20 protein-coding genes are annotated in these 21698 nt (G+C 58.7%); 4 read left to right on the top strand and 16 right to left on the bottom strand.

Annotated elements, in window-relative coordinates; genetic code table 11:
- Positions 1 to 461: 461 nt before the first annotated feature.
- The 10 genes from AACS24_RS12960 to AACS24_RS12915 form a co-directional block, all read right to left on the bottom strand.
- Complete coding sequence (locus tag AACS24_RS12960; RefSeq protein WP_258222930.1) at positions 462 to 1184, bottom strand: peptidase M15; 723 nt, start codon at positions 1182 to 1184, stop codon at positions 462 to 464.
- Between the two features lie 238 nt (positions 1185 to 1422).
- Positions 1423 to 1698, bottom strand: a complete 276-nt coding sequence (locus tag AACS24_RS12955; protein WP_146181418.1) for a hypothetical protein — start codon at positions 1696 to 1698, stop codon at positions 1423 to 1425.
- Between the two features lie 6 nt (positions 1699 to 1704).
- Positions 1705 to 2328 carry a PepSY-associated TM helix domain-containing protein gene (locus AACS24_RS12950; protein ID WP_108570926.1) on the bottom strand — a complete coding sequence of 208 codons (624 nt, stop codon included), beginning with the start codon at positions 2326 to 2328 and terminating at the stop codon, positions 1705 to 1707.
- Positions 2329 to 2393: 65 nt separating this feature from the next.
- Positions 2394 to 4436, bottom strand: coding sequence for a TonB-dependent receptor (locus AACS24_RS12945; RefSeq protein ID WP_108570914.1), 2043 nt, complete (start codon positions 4434 to 4436; stop codon positions 2394 to 2396).
- 216 nt (positions 4437 to 4652) lie between these two features.
- Entirely contained in the window at positions 4653 to 5690 is a 1038-nt protein-coding gene (locus AACS24_RS12940; protein WP_108570913.1) for an acyltransferase, read from the bottom strand.
- A 226-nt stretch (positions 5691 to 5916) separates the two neighbouring features.
- On the bottom strand, positions 5917 to 6819 hold the full coding sequence (locus tag AACS24_RS12935) for a serine hydrolase (RefSeq protein ID WP_108570912.1): 903 nt from the start codon (positions 6817 to 6819) through the stop codon (positions 5917 to 5919).
- A gap of 236 nt (positions 6820 to 7055) precedes the next feature.
- On the bottom strand, positions 7056 to 8522 hold the full coding sequence (yjeM, locus tag AACS24_RS12930) for a glutamate/gamma-aminobutyrate family transporter YjeM (protein WP_108570911.1): 1467 nt from the start codon (positions 8520 to 8522) through the stop codon (positions 7056 to 7058).
- 414 nt (positions 8523 to 8936) lie between these two features.
- Positions 8937 to 9776, bottom strand: a complete 840-nt coding sequence (locus AACS24_RS12925) for a DMT family transporter (RefSeq protein ID WP_181364171.1) — start codon at positions 9774 to 9776, stop codon at positions 8937 to 8939.
- Between the two features lie 92 nt (positions 9777 to 9868).
- Entirely contained in the window at positions 9869 to 10771 is a 903-nt protein-coding gene (locus tag AACS24_RS12920; protein ID WP_108570909.1) for an ABC transporter substrate-binding protein, read from the bottom strand.
- Positions 10772 to 10887: 116 nt separating this feature from the next.
- Complete coding sequence (locus tag AACS24_RS12915) at positions 10888 to 11949, bottom strand: porin (protein ID WP_108570908.1); 1062 nt, start codon at positions 11947 to 11949, stop codon at positions 10888 to 10890.
- A gap of 218 nt (positions 11950 to 12167) precedes the next feature.
- Here AACS24_RS12915 and glpX point away from each other — a divergent pair, with 218 nt between their 5' ends.
- On the top strand, positions 12168 to 13178 hold the full coding sequence (gene glpX, locus AACS24_RS12910) for a class II fructose-bisphosphatase (RefSeq protein WP_108570907.1): 1011 nt from the start codon (positions 12168 to 12170) through the stop codon (positions 13176 to 13178).
- A 153-nt stretch (positions 13179 to 13331) separates the two neighbouring features.
- Positions 13332 to 13583: a YkgJ family cysteine cluster protein gene (locus AACS24_RS12905; RefSeq protein ID WP_108570906.1), complete on the top strand. Its 252-nt coding sequence runs from the start codon at positions 13332 to 13334 to the stop codon at positions 13581 to 13583.
- 77 nt (positions 13584 to 13660) lie between these two features.
- Here the strand turns inward: AACS24_RS12905 and AACS24_RS12900 are convergent, their stop codons facing one another.
- The 4 genes from AACS24_RS12900 to hemC are packed head-to-tail and all read right to left on the bottom strand — an operon-like array spanning position 13661 to position 17540.
- Complete coding sequence (locus AACS24_RS12900; protein WP_108570905.1) at positions 13661 to 14824, bottom strand: heme biosynthesis HemY N-terminal domain-containing protein; 1164 nt, start codon at positions 14822 to 14824, stop codon at positions 13661 to 13663.
- Positions 14825 to 14833: 9 nt separating this feature from the next.
- Positions 14834 to 15883 carry a uroporphyrinogen-III C-methyltransferase gene (locus AACS24_RS12895; protein ID WP_108570904.1) on the bottom strand — a complete coding sequence of 350 codons (1050 nt, stop codon included), beginning with the start codon at positions 15881 to 15883 and terminating at the stop codon, positions 14834 to 14836.
- Positions 15880 to 16614 carry a uroporphyrinogen-III synthase gene (locus AACS24_RS12890; protein ID WP_108570903.1) on the bottom strand — a complete coding sequence of 245 codons (735 nt, stop codon included), beginning with the start codon at positions 16612 to 16614 and terminating at the stop codon, positions 15880 to 15882. Before AACS24_RS12890 ends, AACS24_RS12895 begins: the two co-directional genes overlap by 4 nt.
- Positions 16611 to 17540 (bottom strand): hydroxymethylbilane synthase, encoded by a 930-nt coding sequence (gene hemC, locus AACS24_RS12885; protein WP_146181419.1) that lies wholly within the window; start codon positions 17538 to 17540, stop codon positions 16611 to 16613. Before hemC ends, AACS24_RS12890 begins: the two co-directional genes overlap by 4 nt.
- 323 nt (positions 17541 to 17863) lie before the next feature.
- On the opposite strand from hemC, the gene AACS24_RS12880 reads away from it, so the two are divergent.
- On the top strand, positions 17864 to 20383 hold the full coding sequence (locus AACS24_RS12880; protein ID WP_108570900.1) for a class I adenylate cyclase: 2520 nt from the start codon (positions 17864 to 17866) through the stop codon (positions 20381 to 20383).
- Positions 20384 to 20451: 68 nt separating this feature from the next.
- On the opposite strand, the gene AACS24_RS12875 is transcribed toward AACS24_RS12880, so the two are convergent.
- Together AACS24_RS12875 and cyaY are read right to left on the bottom strand one after the other, a co-directional pair.
- Positions 20452 to 21105 (bottom strand): alpha/beta hydrolase, encoded by a 654-nt coding sequence (locus AACS24_RS12875; RefSeq protein WP_108570899.1) that lies wholly within the window; start codon positions 21103 to 21105, stop codon positions 20452 to 20454.
- Positions 21102 to 21416: an iron donor protein CyaY gene (gene cyaY, locus AACS24_RS12870; protein WP_108570898.1), complete on the bottom strand. Its 315-nt coding sequence runs from the start codon at positions 21414 to 21416 to the stop codon at positions 21102 to 21104. Before cyaY ends, AACS24_RS12875 begins: the two co-directional genes overlap by 4 nt.
- A gap of 73 nt (positions 21417 to 21489) precedes the next feature.
- On the opposite strand from cyaY, the gene lptM reads away from it, so the two are divergent.
- Entirely contained in the window at positions 21490 to 21666 is a 177-nt protein-coding gene (gene lptM, locus AACS24_RS12865) for an LPS translocon maturation chaperone LptM (protein ID WP_082035419.1), read from the top strand.
- Positions 21667 to 21698: the final 32 nt, after the last annotated feature.

Genomic DNA, 21698 nt, shown 5'->3' with positions numbered 1-21698 from the left:
GAGTGAAACACTTCATGGATACCGTGTCTCCTTTCCCGGGGAATGGCTATGGCACAGCGAAGGTGTAGCACTATTGGGATCAGTTATTTAGAGAAGCCGGGGCGATTCACGTCGTTGATGTAAACGGACAGGCGGATAAGCTGAAGGAAGAAGGTTGGCTCTTGCCACTCAAAGAGGTGAGAGAGTGATGGGACAGGATTGCTTTCGCTTACCAAGCCGCATCCATGATATCGGTTCTTTAGTGTTTCAAGTCAAGTAATGGAGCCAGACACCCTCAGTTGAAGATCTCTGGATGGCCTATCTGGCTCGCATTCCTATGGAGCGTACGCGTGAAGAAATCCATGCTCTTCAGTCATGGTTTTATCAAGAGGTTGAGGAGCTGGGGTATGAGCTCCTCTTAGTTTAATTTTTAGTTATAAACAGCATTTTTTCTGCGATCGGCAGAGAGGGCGATTACTGCTTTAGCCCATGTTGAGAGAAGTCAGCCAAACTTTGTATTCTTGGGCATGGTTTTCTTCATGATTGCCCATCCCCGGTTTGGTCAGTATCCCCTTTGAATTGGAGACGTAGCTGTTAATCGTCTTTTTGGGGCGCTCATGCCATGAGATATTGAACGCAGCCAGTTTTGGGAAGAAGTACATGGTTGAGTAATCGGGGATGTGATCGTGAATCCACCAGGCCAGAGCTTGCCAATGCCCGGTTTTTTCGTAATAGGGGAGAAAACTGGTGACTACAATACATGCGGTTGCGCCAATGCAACCATCCTGGTCACGATAGTCCCAAATATGTTGAGCATAGTTGGCCTCATTTTTAGCACAGCTGTATTGATTACCATTTTCAGCGCCCTTTGCATTTACCAGTGGAGAACGATAGGCTGAGCGGATCGCTATACGACCTAAGTGTTGCTGAATGGGTTCCAGGACCTTTGTGCAGAGCTGGTGGCCAGCCTCTATAGCGAGGTCAGGGTAATCAGGTATATTGGGTATCCCTTCGATCTGAGCGATCTCTGAGTAGAGAAAATCGCGCATAAAGAAGCTGGGGGATAGTTGGACCCGGCCTAATTCCTCAAGCGATTTGACAGTTCTTGGTGACTTCACTTCATGCGCCCTATGTTGGTCAGAAAGGGTTATCAATTTAGCCGATGGTACTTCGAGAATTGAGCTAAGCACTGTTTCGTAGCTCACGTATCAAAGTAAAACTCTTCAGATGACACCTTTCGACGATTGCTTGGGGGAATTAGTTCGGCCCCCATCTGTTGCTCCTGCCTACAGGATCTGGCCAGATATGAACACATATCTGCCTGTTGTGAGCGTGTGATTTGAGTGGGTAAAAATGTGCAAAGTGTGCAAACCCACCTCAACTTGAACCAACCTGAAATAACCCAACTCCACTTGATTCAATGGCTTACGAGTCGTACTATCCCTAGGAAACCGCAGTTTCTGGATTCAAAATCCGCCGGTGAATAACCGTGTCGGTTCGAGTCCGACCCCGGGCACCATCAAATTCATGACAAAAGGCCATCAGCAATGATGGCCTTTTGTTTTTTCCGCTTTTTATTTCTCGACGCTCTGCATGGCGGGAGCAGCTTTTTTCCCCTCTTTTAACTCGCCCGCTTGTCCCTCTCTTTTCTTGCCGCCAGAAAGCTTCTTTTTTCTGTCTGTATTTTGCCAGTTCGAACGTAATAAATTGTTCTGGCAAAGATATTTATCCCCACAGGGCAAATAGCAATGTGCCAAAAGCGCCGCCAAAGAGCATCAGGGCGACGGCTTTGGGTGAACCGTGCAGCTTGGTCCACATAAAGAGGCTGGTGAGGGCGAGCAGCAGCAGCGCCAGCGCGGCGAGATCGCCAAACAGTTGCCAGCCAAGGCCAGTCCCCATGCCGCGATGCAGTCGGTTGAGGGTGGCGGCAAAGTTGGCCTGCTGCAGGTCAGTGCGTACCAGCAGGGTGCCCTCGACATAGCTGGCGGCTACGCTGTGGGTGAGGGTGACGCCACGCATCTCCCAGCGGGCGGGCAGGGTGAGTTCACCGGATGGTGTCGGCAATCGCTGGGCTGGGGTGATCATGGCGCGCCCATCCTTGAATCCGTCCGCGTAGCGTTGCTGCAGCAGACTCTTCAGCTCATCGGGGCTGGCCAGCGGTGCGGCCAGCTCTATCTCTTCGCTCGACTTGACGGTATGGGGGCCGGGTAGCGGCAATACGGCCCTGTGCTGCAACCAGAGCCCGGTAATGCCATAGAGCAGCATCAGGGTAAGGGTGAAAAATCCGGCCCAGGCGTGGAGGCGGCGCACCCATTTATTGTTGTGAAGGGGAATTCTTTTGCGTTTCATCATCTGTGTTTCATAAAAAAACTGGCCAGCAAGGGCTGGCCAGTGAGGATGGTCGGTTACAGGGCTCAGAAGCGGTAGCTGCCGGTCAGCATCAGCTGACGGGGCGTTCCCGGCATGATCTGGGTGGCGCCGGTGGCGCTGACGAAATACTCATGGTCGGTCAGGTTCTCCGCGCTCAGCTCGGCTTCCCACTGCTGCCAGCGGTAACCGGCACGGGCATCGAAGCGGGCGTAGCCGGGCAACACTGTGGTGTTGGCGTTGTCGGCAAAGCGATCGCCCACCGCGGTCATTCCCGCCTCGCCAAACCAGCCCTGTTTGCCGCTCTGGTAACCGGCAAACAGCTGGCCATTCTGGCGAGAGACGTTCATCGGCCGTTTGCCCTGCAGATCGGCATCCGCCTTAACCTGCTCGGCATCCTGAATGGCGATACCGCCACGCAGATAGAGCTCGTCGGTCAGCTGGGCGCGGGCGCTCAGCTCGACCCCGTCGGTACGCTGCAATCCGGTCAGGATCACCTGGGTGGGATCCAGCGGATCCTTGCTGCGCTTGTTGTACATCTCCAGCCGGTAGACTGAGAGAGTGGTCGCCAGCCGGCCATTCAGCCAGTCGCTCTTGACGCCCCCTTCGTAGAGACGGGTGTGCTGCGGTTCCAGCTGGTTGTTGGGGTCTCCCGGAGTGAACCCGATCAGCTCGCCGCCCACCGGGGTAAAGGTCTTGCTGTAGGAGGCGTAGAACGCATGCTCCTCAAGGGGATTCCATACCAGGCCGAGGCGCGGACTCAGGCTGGTGACCGAAAGGGTCTCCTCCTTGTTGAGGTCGTTGCGGCGGCTGGTGACGGTGAAGTCATCGCGACGTAGCCCACCCACCAGATGCCAGTCGCCCAGGCTGAGCTGATCCTGCAGATAGATGCCGTTACCACGTACCTTGTGGTTGGCATCGCTGGAGAGCTTCATCGGGCCGTTGTAGCTGGGCAGCGAGCCCGGGTCATAGAGGTTGCCGGGCGCAATGGGGGCGGCATTCTGATAGAGCTTGGGCGTGCGTGCCTGCCAATCCTGTTCCAAACCGATCAGCAGACGATGCTCGACGGGGCCGCTTTGCAGCTGGCCTTCTACCTCGGTGTTGCTGATCAGGTTTTTGGCCTTCAAATCCTGCTGCCAGCGAGAGCGGGTCACCTTGTCCCCTTTCACGCTGGTGACATAGGTGTTGTCGAACTGGCTGTCGAGGGTGGTGTAAGCGAGCTGCTGGCGCAGTTGCCACTGATCGTTGATATCCCAGGAGAGGCGGGAGCGGGTCGATTGCGCCACATCGTCGATGAAGTCGCGGCTGGTGTCGCTGTAAACATACTCTCGTGGCACATCAGCCGGTCGGCCATTGACGCCGGGGATGCCGCGATCCGGCGTGCGGTTGTGCTCGTTGCGCTCGAACTGCACCAGCCAGTTGAGGTTGTCGCTGATCTCCCAGTTGGCTGACGGTGCCAGCAGGGTGCGCTTGCCGGTTACTCCGTTGCGGAAACTATCTTTATCCTCCTGCGCCATGTTGAGGCGCAGTTGCAGCTGCTCGCTCGCTTCACCATTGAGGTCTGCGGCCAGCCGCTGAGTGTCGAAACTGCCGACCCGGGCTGTGACGCTGGAGGCCTGTCCCTTTTGCGGTGTCTTGCTGACCCGGTTCACTATGCCGCCCGTGCTGCCACGGCCGTAGAGTACGGCTGCCGGCCCTTTCAATACCTCGACCCGCTCGATATTGCCGAGATCGCGGGTGTACTGCATGTCATCGCGAAATCCGTCGAGATAGAAGTCGTTGCTGGCGCTGAAGCCGCGGATATTGACCCCGTCGAAGCGGGTATCACCGCTGGCGTTGACCCCGGGAATGCCGGCCAGAGCTTCGCTCAGGGTGGGTTGGCCGAAGGCAGTCAGCTCGCTTGCCTTGACGCTGTCGATGGCTTGCGGAACCAGTTTTGCCGGCGTGCTGGTGCGGGTCGCTGTCGCGACCTCCTCGTGCTGGCTGCGCTTGCCGACGACCGTCATGGTCTCATCGGCGGCCTGGGCATGAAGGGCTGTACCGAACAGTGCCAGCGAGATGAGGGTTCTGCGAAAGTGAGGGTGCTGCATATTCAATTTGACTCTTGAAGGTGCGGCCTGATGGCCTGAACTTGTTGATTTAATTGTAATTAGCATCTGCCCCGAAAAATCGGGATGCCAATGATATTGATTTCCATTTGTATGGCAAGGCGAAAATGGAGGTGTGTAGAGGAAGATAAGCGCGGGTGATGGGGTGGCGAGTTGTGCGAGGAGACTGGCCCGCAAGGGGCGGGCCGGAGAACGGAATTACTGGGTACGCAGCAACCAGCGGGTCGCAGGCAAGGTAGCCAGCAGGCGATAAGCAAGCAGTGAGGCGCCCAGCAGCAGTGGCACCTTGACCAACTCCCATAAAATGGAAGCGTTCTGCGGGCCAAAGGTGCAGATCCATACCACCAGCATCATGTGCAGACAGTAAAGGCCCAGCACCTTGGGGGATTGGCGGGCGAGCCAGCTTCCCTTGCCCCAGTCAGGATGGGCCAGCAACAGGCCAAAGAGGCCGACGGCCCAGGGCACGGAACCGAGCAGAAAATCGTGGCGAGTCAGCGGGATACCGGCAAAGGTGCGCAGAACGCAGGCTTCCAGCCCATAGAGCGCGAGGCCACCCAGCAGTAGCCACCATCCGCTGCGGGCCGACGGTTGCCACTGCTGCTGGCGCAAGCGGGCCCCCATTGCCACAAACAGCAGGGAGAAGAAGGGGCCGTTACGGGTGAGCAATAGCCACTCCTCTCCCTGCAATGGTTTGGCATAGGAACCACCGAGCAGCGCCAGCAGGTAGAGCCCGGCACCCAGCATGAGTGCGAATCCCGGCTTGCCAAGCCACTGGCAAAACGCCAGCAGGGTGACCGCCAGGATCAGTGCCGGCAGAAACCAGAGGTGGATCATGCCGCCGACCAGCCAGCGATTGACCGTATCTCCGAGCTGGAACTGCCACTGTGCGTTGAGGGAGTTCAGATAACCCTGTTCGATGGCATTCAGCGGATTGAAGGGCACCAGCAGGTAGACGAGGCTCCAGACCAGCCAGAGCTGGAGCAGGGGGCGGCAGTAACGCCATGCCACGCTCATCGGTGCTCCAGCACTCAGCTTGGGTTGCAGAAAATAGCCGGCACAGAGGAAAAACAGCGGTACGGCAAAGCGGCAGAGCTGGTTGATGATGCCGCTGAGCCAGAGGTAGCTCTCGCTACCCCACAGCGTGGGGTCGAAGGGGTGAGCGAAAGGGGATACGTGAATGGTCATCACGGCCAATATGGCGATTACCCGCCCACACTCGATACTGGATATGCGCATATTGCTGGCTCGAGGTTACAGGGTTGAGCCAGCACGCTAAAAGTGTGGTGTTTGATTTACAACTCATTGATTCCGTTAATGTGAATCACGCTATTGAGCGGTTACATTTCGTAACGGGGTGGTGGAGAGGGTTACTTGGGGTGTGATCTGGCCCCCGTTTGCGGTGGCCATGGCCAGCATGAAAAAAGCGAGGCAGGAGCCTCGCTTTTTGAGTTTGCAGGATCGATTATTCGCGCAACATGGCGCTCTGGTTGGCTGCCAGGGTTGTTCTGCCAGAGCTCTCCAGCCAGGTTTTGATCCGCTTGGCATCGGCCACCCTGTCGTTGGTGGTTTCGGCGTTCAGCAGCACCATGATCACCGGCTCGTTGTTCACCCTGGTACCCAGCACCAGACAACGACCCGCTTCGCGGATATAGCCGGTTTTGGAGAGGGTAAATTCCCACTGACCCTCGCGAACCAGCCGGTTGGAGTTGCGATAGTGAAGCTGGCTCTTGTTGGTTCGCACATAGCTCTGATCGTCGGTGGAGTATTGACGGATCAGCGGATAGGCAGCGGCGGCTGCCGCAAGCTTGGCCAAGTCCTGGGCGGTAGAGACATTGCGCGGGTTGAGGCCGGTGCTGTCGGCATAGTGGGTGTTCCACATCCCCAGCATGCGAGCCTTGGCATTCATCGCCTCGACGAAGGCGCGCAGACCGCCCGGGTAGTTGCGTCCCAGCGCTGAGGCGGCACGGTTCTCCGACGACATCAGGGCGATATGGAGCATCTCGGCCCGGCTCAGTTTCGAACCGATGGCCAGACGTGAACCTGTGCCCTTGATACGATCAACGTCCGCATTGGTGACGGTGAGGGTTTCATTGAGGCGCTGGTTGGCGTCCAGTACCACCAGCGCGGTCATCAGCTTGGTGAGAGAGGCGATGGGCATCACCCGATTGCCGTTGTGCTCGGAGAGCACTTCGCCGGTTCTGTGGTTGGCGACAACAAAAGCGGCCGAATTGAGGTTGGGAATATCCCTTCGCTCCAGAAAGCTGTGATTGCTGCTGGCGGAAAAGGGGTTGGCGTGGGCACTGTCCATAGCGGCCGGCAGCATTACTGCGCCAAGCAACAGGGGAAGAAGGAAACGCATCATCATGATCTGCTCTACCGGACAAAAAAACAGGGATATCTCGGTAAGTTATATGTCGTGAATTGGCGCTTCACAATGATTCTCACCTTGATATTGATAATTTGCTGCGTTGTAACCGTTAAGGCCCTGACTTGAGTATCCAAAAAGGTCTCTTTGAAGTCTCTTAACAGGCCGTTTTAGCTGATGTTAAAGGAAAAAACGGGGCCCGAAGGCCCCGCTGACTATCAGGATAAAATGGCCGATCAGTGGGCATCTTCCTGCTTGATTTTGAACCGCATGGCGATGATGACGAACAGTACCGGGCCTATGATGGTCCAGACGCCGGTCGAGATGTCACCAGAGATAAAGGGTGCGACCACGGTAAAGACGTTGCCGAATGCCACCAGGATCAGGCTGACAATGGTAGCCAGTAGTACCGAGCGCGAGCTCTTGAAGAAGATCAGATCCTTCTCCAGTGCCGGGTTGTGACGATAGCGATACCAGGCGTAGATGAGGAACATGTAGGGCAGGGTCATGCCGACGTTGGTCATGGTGATGATCAGTTCATAGAGGGCGGCTGCCCCTTCCGGATTGATCAGGGTGAAGATGGATTTGGCAGCGATGAAGATGCAGACCACCCAGGCCTGAACCTTGAGGGCCTCGACGCGAACGCCATTCTGGTTTTCACGCTGAAAGCGCTCCGGCCAGAAGTAGCTGGGGGTGCCGGTGATAAACTGGCGCAGCGGTGCGTAGGAGAGGGCTATAAAGGCGCCCAGATAGCTCAGGAACATGCCAAGGCCGGCAAAGCGCATGAAGATCTGGCCCAGCCACTCGCCACCCAGATGACGACCCAGCTCCAGCATGATGATGAAGAGGGCTGAGAGCGAGGTGATCCCCTCGGCCGGGAAATCGCTCCAGCGCATGATGGAGCCGACCGCCAGAAAGCCGATGATGTAGCAGAGCACGATGAAGGCGCCGGAGAGGAAGATGCCACGCTTGAGGTCACGCTCGGGATCTTCCAGCTCGTCAGCCACACCGGCCATCGCCTCGACGCCACCGTAGGCAAAGATGGCGAATACCATGAAGCCGAGGAAGGGGATGATGTCGTTGAAGGCGGCATTTGGGGAAGAGGTCAGCGATGCCTCGGTGAAGGGTTCCTGCAGGGTCATGCCGCTCACGGTGAAGGTCAGGACGCCGCCAACCAGCAACAGCACGTTGAGGGCTACGACTGAGAGGCCGCCGATGGCTGCTACCTTGGCGAAGCGAGCGCTGCCGAAGGTGATGAGTTTGGTGACGATGGCCACCAGCGCAATGGCAACGACGCCCAGAATGAAAGGGCCAAAGTCGATGCCGGTGCCCAGAGTGACCGGGATAACGGTGATATCGCGGCCAAACAGCATGAAGGAGAGGGGCACCCACATGGAGAGTGCCTTGCCGAACATCCAGATGACGTAGGAGGCGAACCACATGGTCAGCCCGATAAAGGCGTAACGGGTCGAGACCGAGTGGCGCATCCAGGTAAAGATGCCGCCAGCCTCTTTGCGAAAACCGGTACCGAACTCAATCATCATCAAGATGAAGGGGATGAAAAAGAATAGACCGCCGACCACGAACATCGGAATGGCGGCATATCCCATGCGGTAGAAACCGATCCCGATATTAGTAACGCCAAATACCGATGTGAGTATCATCAATATAAAGGCACCCAATTTCAGCTTTTTTGCTGACATATAAAACTCCCTGCTGGTGCAGCATTTTAAATAATCAAAAATTAAACATATCAAGCTGGATAAATTAATTATCCGGAGTGCATCAGCCTGTCGCGGTACGACAGGCACAAACGTTCAGCCACAGATCGGTTGGTGGCCGCAAATCACTGTTTGACGAACCTGCATGGTGAATGCCATGGAGAGAAGGGGTGGTGCTGCCAAGCATTGAATGGACGCAATTTTATCATTAACGGCATCGAATTGGTAAGTTAGCCATATGGTTCTCAATCATATCGAAATAGCAATGCCAGTTAATTAATACGTTGCGGATGTAATCATTTACGATTGTGGCACATCTATTTTTTGCTCGATATCCACGAATAGATAAACGCATAGTCTGTCGACAGATTTAAAAGCAAATGAAAATTGATTCTCTTATCCGAGGCGAGTCAGCAGCACGCCACCGGTAATAATGGCGGCTGCAGTCAGGCGGACCCGACCCAGCGGTTCTTTCAGCAGCCAGACCGAGAGCAGCATGGCAAACAACACGCTGCTCTCGCGCAGGGCGGCAACCACGCCGATGGGGGCCTGAGTCATGGCCCAGATGACGATGCCGTAGGCGATCAGGGACATGGCTCCTCCTGTCGCGCCTGCTGCTGCATGCCGGCGGATTTGGCGCCAGGTGTTGCGCTTCTGGTGGGCGATCAGTACCAGCAACATTACCAGACCGGTACAGGCGAACAACCAGAGGGTATAGCGCACCGGCTCGCCGCCAGCCCGGGCGCCGGCCCCATCCGAGAGGGTATAAGTCGCGGTAAACATGGCGGTGATCAACGCCGCCCGAACTGCTTTGCTGCCAAGGCGTTGCTGCCCCCCTCGCCAGGCCATCAGCAAGACTCCCATGATCAGCACGCAGGCGCCGACGATACCGCCGTAGCCCGGATAGTCGCCGAGCAGCATGGCACTTAACACCATGGCGAGCAGCGGGGCGCTGCCGCGGGCGAGCGGATAGATCTGGCCAAAGTCGCCCTGATTGTAGGCATGACTGAGAAAGAGGCAGTAACCGGTGTGGAGCAAAATCGAGAGGCCTAGCCACGGCAGTTCAGCCTGTGATGGCAACCCCATTGGCAGCAGGGCGACTGCGGCAATCAACCCGGAGAAGAGGGCGACCAGCGAAATGCCGACCAGTCGCTCCTCACCGATTTTGACAAGGGCATTCCAGCTGGCATGGAGCAGGGCTGCCAGCAGCACGGCAAAGAAGACGGTGGTACTCATGGGTGGTGCCTCGAATCCGGGAGCAGATATCATACCCGACCGGCACCTGCTGTGCCGGGATCTCCATCAAGGGATTGGTTGGGCGGGCTCTGTTATTGCCCGCTTTGGCGCAGTTTACCGAGGGGGCCCAGCACCAGCTTGGGGTTGGCATCGAACTTCAGGGCAATATCCTGCAGCGGGATGCCCTGCTGGTTGAGGTGGATAATATCGGCGGCCATCTTGCCCAGCAGTTTGTAGCTGCTGATGGTACCGACAGTGCAGCCGTGCTGGACGAAGAGCTCGGCGCTGCAGATGGTGGGGATGCCCGCTTCGTTCAGGGCGCTCAGCAGACGGGGAGCGATGGAGAGCAGGTAGCTGTCTGCCGCCAGAAAGACGATGTCGTTTTTGGCATCTCCTTGCAGTCGCTTCAGCTCGCTGTCGAGCCGCTTGGGATCCGGGGCAATCCGCCAGGGGACCACCTGCCAGTCGTAGCGTCTGGCCTCGGAGATGAGCATGTCGGTGACGAGGCGGGTGTTCTGCTCCCGCGGGTTGAAGGGGACGAGGAGCCGTTTACCGGCGGGCAGGTACTTGCTGGCATTGGCCAGCTGCAGCGCCATCGGCACCATGTTGCTGGTGCCTGCCACCATCTTGTTCAGGTTTTTGTCCTTTGCCAGAAAACCGGCACCTGCCGGATCCGAGACCACGCTGAAGATGAGGGGTTTGCGATCGGCCAGCAGACTCTTGGTCATGGCGGTGGCAGTGGTGCCGAAGGTATAGATGTAGTCGTAGCTGGCCAGCTTGGGCTCAATTTGCTGGCGCAGCATGGCCGCCAGAGTGGCGCGATCCTGCGTTGCATCGAAGGTGGTGAAGGTGGGTTGATAGCCAAGGCGCAGCAGCTCTTCGCGAAAACCGGCTTCGGCCGCAGTCTCGCCGCGCCAGAGCACCATGGCGATCGAGAGTGCATGTGCCGGCAGAGCCAGCAAAAGCAGGAGTGCTGCAAGCTGTTTTAACATCATCCAGCCTCGTTTCGTACAAACATCACCTGTTGAGCCTAGGCCAGTTTGCCGCTGCGTGAACAAAGCAAAAAGCGCGATGGCATGCCATCGCGCTTTTGGTATCCATCCTGACCCGATTAGAAGTCGTAACGGGCAGCCAGCTGGAAGTCATCCTTGTTGGCGGTCGCAGAACCGGCCACGCTGTCCAGATTGTTGATGCGGTACTCGCCGATGACGCGCAGGTTCTTGTTGAACTTGTACTGGGCGCCCAGGGTGTAGTAGTCCACGTTGTCCTTCTTGACGCCCGCCTTGTCCTGCTCCTGCTTGTTCCACAGTGCCATCAGACCGAAGCCGTTCTCGAAGTTGTAGCCCAGCGCGGCTTCCCAGCCGGTGTGGTCGGTGCCGGTGGCCAGGAAGTCGCTGCCGTCGGCATAGCTGAGGGCGGCGTAGGCGGCCTTGTTGTCGTACTTGGCAGAGATGATCCACAGTTTGGCGTCACTCTCGCCGCTCTTGTCGCGGATGCCGACGTTGTAGGCAGTACCCAGCGACAGATTGAACGGGAAGGTATAGGCCACGGCAGCACCGTAGGCGGCGTCGCTATCCTTGCTGGTGGTCTGTTCGGTATCGCCGCCGTCGAACTTGTAGCTGGTGTCGAGCTGGAAGCCGTTGAACAGACCGGAGTATTTCAGCACGGAACCGGCACGGTTGGTGGCGAAGGTGTCGGTCTTGGCACCCAGCGCATCGTTGCCGTAGCCATCGGAGAGGGATACGTCGGTCCAGTCAGCCAGGAAGCCGGGAGCCCCTTTCTGACGGCCGAAGGTGACGCTACCCCAGTCTGCACCCACACCGGCAAAGGCCAGACGGGTACGCAGGTTGTCGGAGTTCTCGCTGATGGTCTTCTCGCTGTCGTTGATATACATCTGCACTTCGTACTGGGCCAGCGCTTTCAGACCGCTCTGGATCTGGGTTTCGGCCTTGGCCCCGAAGCGGACAAACTGGTTGGCGCCCTGCTTGGCACTGTAATCCTGAGTGCCGTTAGGGTGGGTGGCATCGACGCCTTCTTTCTTGTCACCGAAGAACTGACCGGCATAGATGCGGCCATAGAGATCCAGCAAAGAGGTGTCGTTTTTATACACTTCAACGGCTTGAGCCTGGAAGGCGGCAGTCAGCGCTAGTGCCACTACAGTCAGCTTTTTCATCTTAATCCCTTGTGTTGCAAGCTTTTGTTTGGAAGACGGGGCCATCCTAGGGAGGGGGGATGACAGCGGGGTGACAGTTGGATGAAGAGTCGATGGCAGTTGGATTGCAATTGGATGAATTGGCTACATTTATGCACCTGTCAGCTACTTTTGTGCGCAAAGGTTTGCCCTTGTGGTAGAATGCCGCCCGTTTTCGAGCTCCATAGGTTGGATATGCGATGAGACGTGAACTGGCAATCGAGTTTTCCCGAGTGACGGAAGCGGCTGCACTGGCTGGCTACAAGTGGCTCGGACGTGGTGACAAGAATATCGCCGATGGGGCGGCCGTTGCGGCCATGCGCCACATTCTCAACCAGATCGAGATCGATGGTGAGATTGTGATCGGCGAAGGTGAAATTGATGAAGCGCCGATGCTCTACATCGGCGAGAAGGTCGGTACCGGGCATGGCGACGCGGTGGATATCGCGGTCGATCCCATCGAGGGTACCCGCATGACCGCCATGGGTCAGGCCAATGCGCTGGCTGTGCTGGCGGTGGGCGACAAGGGCTCCTTCCTGAAAGCGCCAGACATGTACATGGAAAAGCTGATCGTCGGCCCCAAAGCCAAAGGCGCCATCGACTTGAATCAGGCTCTCGAGCTGAACCTCAAGGCCGTGGCCAAGGTGCTGGGCAAGCCGCTCTCCCGTCTGACCGTCATTACCCTGGCCAAGCCGCGTCATGACAAGGCGATCAAGGAGATGCAGGGGCTGGGCGTGCGCGTTTTCGCCATTCCCGATGGTGACGTTGCCGCCTCCATCCTCACCTGTCTGCCGGACAGCGAAGTGGACATGCTGTACGGCATTGGCGGCGCACCGGAAGGGGTAATCTCCGCTGCGGTGATCCGCGCGCTGGATGGCGACATGCAGGCCCGTCTGGTGCCGCGTCACCGGGTCAAGGGCGACAGCCCCGAGGTGATCGCGCTGGGCGAGCAGGAGATTGCTCGCTGCGAAGCGCTCGGCATCGACGTCAACAAGGTGCTCAAGTTGGAAGACATGGCGAAGAATGACAACGTCATCTTCTCCGCCACCGGCATCACCAAGGGTGATTTGCTGGACGGCATCACCAGCGATGGCGTGATGGCGACCACCGAGACCCTGCTGATCCGTGGTAAATCCCGCACCATCCGCCGTATCAAGTCGATCCATTACCTTGAGCGCAAAGACAGCGTGGTTCGCGACATCATCCTGTGATGATGGCTCTGCCCGCGATGCGGTAGTGAATCAAGCCCGATCGCCTCGCGGTCGGGCTTTTTGCTGCTTGCCCTCTACGTTTGTCATCTGGCCTGGGCTATGGTGGCAGAGAGTCCGACAGTGCAGGTTGAGCCTGTGACAGGAGTGGGTTGTATGGAGTGTCGTTCCGGTTGCGGTGCCTGTTGCATCGCTCCCAGTATCAGCAGTGCCATCCCCGGCATGCCTGATGGCAAACCGGCTGGCGTCCCCTGCATCCAGCTTGATGCGCGACTTGGCTGCAAGATCTTCGGCCAGCCAGAGCGGCCGGCGGTATGTGGCGGCTTTCGTCCGATGGTGGATGTGTGCGGTAGCCACCGCGCCGAGGCCATCTGGCTGATTGGCGAGCTGGAGCGGCTCACCACCTGACGAGGGCTGGGCAAAGAGATAAAAAAGAGGCCGCATTGTGCGGCCTCTTTGTCTTTTTGCTGTTTGCAGTCTGAGGATCAGATCCCCGCCAGATCCAGCGCCTGACGGTAGTACTCGTTGGCCTTGTTGGTAAGGCGGCGCTTGTCCATCACCTGACCGAGCGCGTGGTAGACGGCGGCACTGGGCGCCTTCTCCACCTGCTGTTCCAGCAACTTCTGGGCCTCGTCCAGCTGGCCGGCCAGCAGATAGAGTTGGGCCAGCGCGTTGTCGACCTCCGGCTGCCCCTGCTGTTTTTGCAGCAGTGCCAGCAGCGGCTGGTAGTTGTCGAGTTTCAGCTTGGGCAGACGGCTCAGCAGCTGCGGAATGACCTGCTTGCGCAGCGCCTCCTGCCAGAGGCTGGCCGCTTCGCTGTCGGCACCCAGCCCGCGCAGCAGATCGCCGTAGCTGGCCAGCAGCTCAGGTTCGAGGCGCAGTTTGCGCGGCAGCTCCTGCCACACCGCCTTGAGGGTCTCCAGATTGCTCGCTGCCTGCTGCAGACGGCCATTCCACGCCTGTTGCAGCAGCTCCTCTTCCTGTTTCGGGGTCAGCTTGCCCACCTTGTGCAGGATGGGGATAAGGTCGCACAGGGCCGCCCAGTCGTGGCGGGCCAGATGCACCTGACGCAGCTGATCCAGCACCATGGGATGGCGCGGGTTGAGGGCGTAGACCGACTCCAGCATCGCCAGCGCCGTGTCATACTGGCCCTGTTCGATCTGCAGCTGGGTCTGGGTCAGGGTGAGCGCGAGCTCGGCCTTGGGATTCTCCTCCTGCGCTTTTTGCAGGTATTGATCACGGCGGACATCGTCACCGCGCGCTTGGGCCGCTTTGGCAGCGCTCAGGTAGTTGAGCAGCGGGGTGTCGCTGTTGCTGGCGCCCTTGAGCATCAGCTTTTCGGCCTGGCTGTAGTGACCTTCGGCCATGGCCAGGGTGGCGGCCACGGTTTGTTGGTTGGCCTTGCGACGACGACGGGAGCCGTACCAGCCGAGGGTCTTGCGGCGCAGGCCGAACACCCTGCCCAGCAGCCACTCGACGATAAGCAGCGCGCCGTAGAACAGCACAGCCAGGATCACCGCGCTGGTGACGGAAGATTCGATGGTGTAGTTGCCGAGTGCAATCAGGACATAGCCCTTGTTGCCTGACGCCTGCGGGCCGAAGATCAGCCCTGCGACCATGACGGCAACCAGAATGATAATGCGGATCATAGTGCCCCCTTAGCTGCTGGCCAGAATGCGTTGCAGGCGTTCGGTCAGCACCTGCTCCAGCATCGCCTGGGTCTTGAACTGCTCCGGATAGCTGATCTGGATCTGCTCGCCCTTGAGCTTGTCGAGCTCACCCTGCATGTAGTGGGTGGCGCTGTTGTCGGTATCGAAGTACTGGGTCAGCCAGCGCTGAGCCTTGTCGATGCTGTCCTCATAGAGGGACTGCTGTTCGCGGTAGACGGCGAGTTGCGCCTGCAGCAGCTTGGTCTTGAGGTTCTCGCGCAGGAAAAATTCCTGCTGTGGCGAGAGCAGGGCCTCCACGGCGCCATCGCGGCGACGGATGGTGATGAAGTTTTCGGTGAACTTGACCCAGTTCTTCTTCAGGTTGCTCTCCCACTCGTCAGGATTGGTGCTGACCGCCTGATCCTGCTCTTGTTTGGCTTCCGGCATGTTGACGGCGGAGAGCGGGAGCAGCTCGATCTGGTCTTCGAGGGCGGCAAGCTTGAGAGTAAGCCCTTCACGGTCGATGCGCGGCATCCCCTTGAGCTTGGTGATATCTTCGGCCAGTGCCTTGCGGATCGGCATCAGGCTGGGGTCGTTGAGGGCGGCAATGCGCTCGTCGGCGTTACCGAGTAGGGTGATGGCAGAGACGAGGTCATGTTCCAGCCAGAGCTTGCGGCCCGCCATGCGTACCAGATACTCGGATTCGGCCAGCATCCAGTCGTTGGGGCGCTTGTCGTTCAGATCCAGTACCCGGTTCTGCAGCCCCTGCATCTCGCCCTGCAGCCGTTGCTGGGTCTGGCCCAGAGCGGCCAGTTGTTCGGCATCCTTGCTGTTGCTCTGGTCAATCTTGCTCATGGCGCTGGCCAGCTGCTGCTTGAGCTGGGCCAGTTCGGCCTGCTGGGCCACCGCATTCTGGTGACCATGCAGATAGAGACCACCGGTCAGGCCAAGGGCCAGCAGGATGGCGACCCCTCCCAGAACGGCACCGGAGCGGCTCTTGCTGCCATTGACCACCGCGGTCGGCTGGGGGGTGACCTGGGATTCTTGTTGTGCTGTCATTCCATCTTCCTCAGTTCCAGTGCGGCCATCAGGGCCTGGTTGGATGCACCTTGGGCAATCGTGATATGGATAAAGCCCGCAGCGCTGGCCATCTCGGCCACGCGCGGACTGGGGACCACCAGCAGGCGGTCAAAAAGCCAGGGCTGCTGGCTGGCGGGAACCAGCTCCAGCAGGCGTTGCAACAGTTCACCACTGGTGATGAGCAGGCTGTCGAGTCCGGCTGCCTGCCAGTGGCTGGTCAATGCTTCCCCGTCAAACTCGGGGTAGTGGCGCTCGTAGGCGGCACAATAGTGCACCAGAGCACCGCGTGAGGCCAGCGTGCTGGCGATGAGATCCCGCCCTCCATTGCCGCGCAGGATCACTACCCGCTTACCGCTCACCTGTTGCAGTTCGGGCAGGGCCAGCAGTCCCTCGCTGCGCGGGTCGTCAGGACAGATCGCCTGCACGCCCACCTCGGCAAAGGCATCGGCACTCGCCTGACCCACTGCGAAGTACTCAATATGTGGCCAGGTCAGACCAGTTTGCAACAGAAAATCGTGTGCAAAATGAACGGCATGGATGCTGACGGCGATAACGATGTCAGCGTCTTGCAGCATGTCGGCCAAGCGGGGGAGGTCGCTGCCCGCGACCGTTTCCAGCAGCGGGCAGCAGAGTGGTGCATGACCGTGCCGGCGCAGCAACTGCGCCAGCTCGGTGGCCTGGGCGGCCGGACGCACCACCAGCGGGATCATGTGCGGTAGACCTCGGCCAGGATTTCGTCGGCGCCAGCTGCCAGCAGGCGCTGTGCCAGCGTCTCTCCCAGCGTTTCGCCTTCGCTCACCGGGCCGCGTATTTCGTCGCGGATGACGCGGGTGCCATCCGGGCTGCCCACCAGACCGCGCAGCCAGATCTGCTCGCCCTCGACCAGTGCATAGGCACCGATAGGAACCTGACACCCCCCTTGCAGGGCGCGGTTCATGGCTCGCTCGGTCAGCACCCGGGCGCGGGTCTCGGCGTGCTCCAGCGGCGCCAGCAGGGCGTGTAGCTCATGATCGTCGAGGCGGCATTCGATGCCGACAGCCCCCTGACCGTTGGCTGGCAGGCTCTGCTCCGGCTCGATAAAGGCGGTGATGCGGTGCGCCATCTCCAGTCGTTTCAGACCGGCGGCCGCCAGAATGATGGCGTCGTATTCACCGGCATCGAGCTTGGCGAGGCGGGTGTTGACGTTGCCGCGCAGATCCCGGATCACCAGATCAGGGCGGGCTGCGCGCAGCTGGCACTGGCGGCGCAGGCTGGAGGTGCCGACCACGGCCCCTTGCGGCAGCTCGGTAATGGCTTTGAAGCGGTTGGAGACGAAGGCATCGCGCGGATCTTCCCGCACGCAGATGGTGTGCAGACCGAGCCCCTCGGGGAACTCCACCGGCACGTCTTTCATTGAGTGGACGGCGATGTCGGCACGTCCTTCCAGCATGGCGGTCTCCAGCTCCTTGACGAACAACCCCTTGCCGCCCACTTTGGCCAGCGGAGTATCGAGGATCTTGTCACCCTGAGTGCTCATCGGTACCAGTTCGACCTGCAACTCTGGATGCAGGGCTTCAAGCTGGTCTTTTACAAAGTTGGCCTGCCACAGGGCCAGCGGGCTCTTGCGAGTGGCAATTTTCAGGGTTCGGGCTGCCATATCAATCAGTTGTTTCATTTTTAGAAGGAAATCGATATTACCACCCTTTGCCCGGGCTTTCATGGCGGAGCCGGCAAAAGCGGGCTCAAGCTCAAAAATGGAGGCTGAAAATGATTTTCATTAAGTTGAAGCGATTGATTAATTCATTGAAATTATTGAAATTTAACCGTTTCTCCTGATACTTCCTGTGGTCGTACCAGAAATAATCCGGTGATTCGCTGTCGGCTTGTTTACCACTGCTGTTTGCATTGTTAACATGATCACACTTTTTTGACGTATCCCGCTTTTGGTGCGTCATTTTCACCTTGGTGATAGGCAGGGCATTGCTGGAAAAACTCGACACGCTGGTTGCGCGTTATGACGGGATTACCCGTCTCAAGACGCAACGGGCGCTGGGCCTCATGAGTCGCTACGGGCAGCAGGTATTTCAACTGCTGCCGGTCATGCTGCACTTCAATCATCCCCTGTTGCCTGGCTATGTCTCCGGTGATGTCCCTCATGGCATCTGGAGTTTCAGCACCACCCCGGAACAGCAAGCCTTCATCGATGACCTCTGCCAGAATGCCAATTGCCTGAACGGGCTTGCGACCCATGATCGAGCCATTCAAGGGCTCTACTCCATGGGCAGTACCTCCTCCATCGGTCAGTGCTGTCACTCGGATCTCGATATCTGGGTCTGCCACGTAGCCGGCTTGTCGCAGGCGCGGCTCGATCTGCTGGAGCAGAAGTGCCAGCAACTCTCCAAGTGGGCGGAACAGCGCGGGGTCGATCTCAACTTCTTCCTGATTCCGGAAGACAAGTTCCGCCAGACCAATGATGCCGAGATGCAGGGGGAGAGCTGTGGCAGCGCCCAGCACCTGCTGCTGCTCGACGAGTTCTACCGCAGCGCCATGCACATCGCCGGCAAGCGGCTTATCTGGTATCTGGTGCCCGTCGAATATGACGACCACTACGACGAGTATGTGAACGGGCTGTTCGAGAGCGGCCAGCTCGATCAGGATGACTGGCTCGATCTGGGCAGTTTTAACCGGATCCCGGCCGAGGAGTATTTCGGCTCGGCCCTGTGGCAGCTCTACAAGGGGATCGACTCTCCCTATAAAGCCGTGCTCAAGTCGGTACTGATGGAAGCCTACTCCCACGAGTACCCCAATACCCGCCTGCTCTCGATGATTGGCCGCGACTGGTTCCAGCACAACGAGGGGATGCACTACCGGCTCGACAACTACTGCCTGATGCTGGACAAGGTGACCAACTACCTCAAGTCCATCGGCGACATGGCGCGGCTCGATCTGGTGCGTCGCTGCTTCTACCTCAAGGTGTGCGATGGCCTAAGCCACCCGAAGGACGATCATTCTCCCGAGTGGCGTCGCGAGCAGATGAGCCAGCTGGTCTCTTACTGGGGCTGGAGTCAGGAGAAGTTATACCACCTCGATCACCGCCATGAGTGGAAGGTCGAAGAGGTGAAGATCGCCCATGCCGAGTTGCTGGAAGCCCTGATGCAGAGCTACCGCAACCTGATCCAGTTCGCCCGCCGCAACAACATCAGCGAGTCGATCAACCCGGAAGATATCGGCATCCTGTCGCGCAAGCTCTATGCCGCTTTCGAGAGCCTGCCGGGCAAGGTGCAGCGGGTGAACCTCAAGATCGCGCCGGATCTGAGCGAGCCGGATCTCAGCTTCGTGCAGGTGCCGCACGGTCGGCTCAACCGCGCTGGCTGGTATCTCTACAAGCATTCGCTGGAGCCGGTGGACATCATTGGCCGCGCGCCGCTCGAGTTTAACGGTTACATCAGCAAGCTGGTCTCCTGGGCCTATTTCAACGATCTGCTGACGCCCCAGTCGCGGGTGCACCTGTTCAATCAGGGGTCGGATCTGCACATCGACAATCTGCACCAGTTCTGTCGCGATCTCTCAGGCTGCTTCCCCGAGAAGTACCCGCTTGCTACCAACCTGGCGCTCAGTCGGCCGTGCGAGATCCGTCAGCTCTCCATCTTCCTCAACCTGGAGATGGATCCGACCAGCCACTGGGTTGGGCAGGTAATCGAGTTCGATGCCAACACCGTGGATGTCTTCTCGTTTGGTCGTAATCAGGAGTGTCTGGTCGGCTCGGTGGACCTGGTCTATCGCAACTCCTGGAGCGAGATCCGTACCCTCCATTTTCAGGGGGATGAGGCGGTGGTCGATGCCCTCACCACCATTCTCGGCAAGATGCATCAGGATGCCGCCGCTCCCGAGATGATCGAGGTGTTCTGCTACAGCCAGCACTTCCGCTCTCTGGTGCGCTCCCGCTTCCAGACGCTGGTGGCGGAGTGTATCGACCTGCGCCTGGCCCGCGACAAGCAGCAGTTGGTCAAGACCATGGCGCTCGGCCGCGAGAAGTACGGCATCTTCTTCGAACGGCGCGGGGTGTCGGTGAAGAAGCTGGAGAACGCCATCGACTTCTACCGCCACATCTCCCACAACAAGCTGGATCACCTGCCGCTGCGGCTCGACAAGACCCACAGCCAGCATTTGCCGAGTATCGTCGATGCCTATGCCAGCGAGGGGTTGGTGCAGTTCTTCTTCGATACCCGGGATGCGGGCACCAACATCTATATCCTCGATGAGGCGAACCGGGTCGAGATCTACCAGCACTTTGCCGGCAACAAGGATGAGCTGGTCTCCGGCGTAAACCGCTTCTACACCTCCAATCACGAGCGCTTCAGCGACGACGGTCAGTTCATCAACTTCAACCTGCCCCAGTACTACGAGATAGTGCAGCACAATGGCGAGCTGGCGGTTATTCCCTACCGCAGCCAGGGGGCGGGGCGTGAACAGATACCGCCGACCCGCGATGTGGGTTAGCCGCTGCGGATTGAGAGCCCAGCAATAAAAAAGGCCTGCAGTTGCAGGCCGTTTGCTTTTGCGCTTGCTCAGGCGCCGAGGCGGGCCAGCAGCCAGCAGCGAATATCGCCCAGCTGCGGGCGGCAGATCTCGTGGCGCATCGGGTACTCGTGCCACTCCGGGGCGAGCCCCATCTCTTCCAGCTGGTTCTTGGCATCCCAACCGAGCGACAGGCTCACCACATCGTCGTAGATGCCGTGCATGTAGCAGATGGGCAGGGTGCGAGCGGCCTCGCTCATTTCGTCTGCCAGCTTGTCGGGGGCGGCCAGATAGGTGGACATGCAGAGCAGGCCCGCCAGCGGCGCCGGATAGCGCAGCGCGGTGAAAGAGGCAATCACTCCGCCTTGGGAGAAACCGGCCAGTACGATCTGTTCGGGAGCAAACCCTTCGGCGACCAGCTGATCCAGCAGAGCGCTGATCTGGCTGGCTGATTCACGGACATGGGACTCCACGGCCCGCTCGGCGGGATCCTCGAAGCTTTTGATGTCGTACCAGCCGCGCATCTTGTAGTCCATGTTGATGGTGATTGGGCGCTCCGGCGCATCCGGCAGCAGGTGACGCACCGGTAAGTTGGCGGGCAGATCCAGCGCATCCACCAGCGGGGCGAGGCCGGCACCGGAATCACCCAGCCCGTGCAGCCAGATCACCGCATAGCGGGCGCCTTGCGGATGGATATCAATCATGGGAACACCACGGGTTCACCAGCCTGAGCGGTGCAGGATTTGCTCAGCAGTGCCTTGAGCTCATGGCCGAAACGGTTGTCGATCCAGGTTGCCCCCTGCAGTTCGAAGTGGAAGCCGTTCTCGCGAGTAGCGACCCAAATCTGGTGCAGCGGCTCCTGCTTGTTGATGATGACCTTGGTCTTGTTCTCGAACACGAGGGTCAGGACACCCCCGTTGCGCTCGCAGTCGATATCCGGATACCCCTCGTCGAGCGTGTCCTCCACATACTGGAAAAAGGCGTCGGTCAGGGCGTGATACTCGTGATCCTTCATCGGTTTATCCTGTTGCTTTTAACAATGTGAGTGCGATTATAGAGGGCCAAAATTTTTTTCGCAGCGAACCATTATGATTACCCAGTTCACCAAGTGTCTGCTTGCTACTCTTCTTTCCCTCGGGTTGGCCGCCTGCGGTCTGAAGGGGCCGCTCTACATGCCGCCTCCCGAGCAACCCCAGAGCCAGAGTACACCGCAAGCGGCACAGCCTGCGACCCCTGCGGCAACCAACGAGGCCGCGCCGCAATAATGCCGCACCCATTCTAGGAAGGAACCGCCCCC

This window comes from Aeromonas sp. HMWF016, from assembly GCF_963878195.1.
Lineage (GTDB): Bacteria > Pseudomonadota > Gammaproteobacteria > Enterobacterales > Aeromonadaceae > Aeromonas > Aeromonas lacus.
Note: the sequence above shows the minus strand (reverse complement) of the source record. Positions and strands in the feature narration are given on the sequence as shown.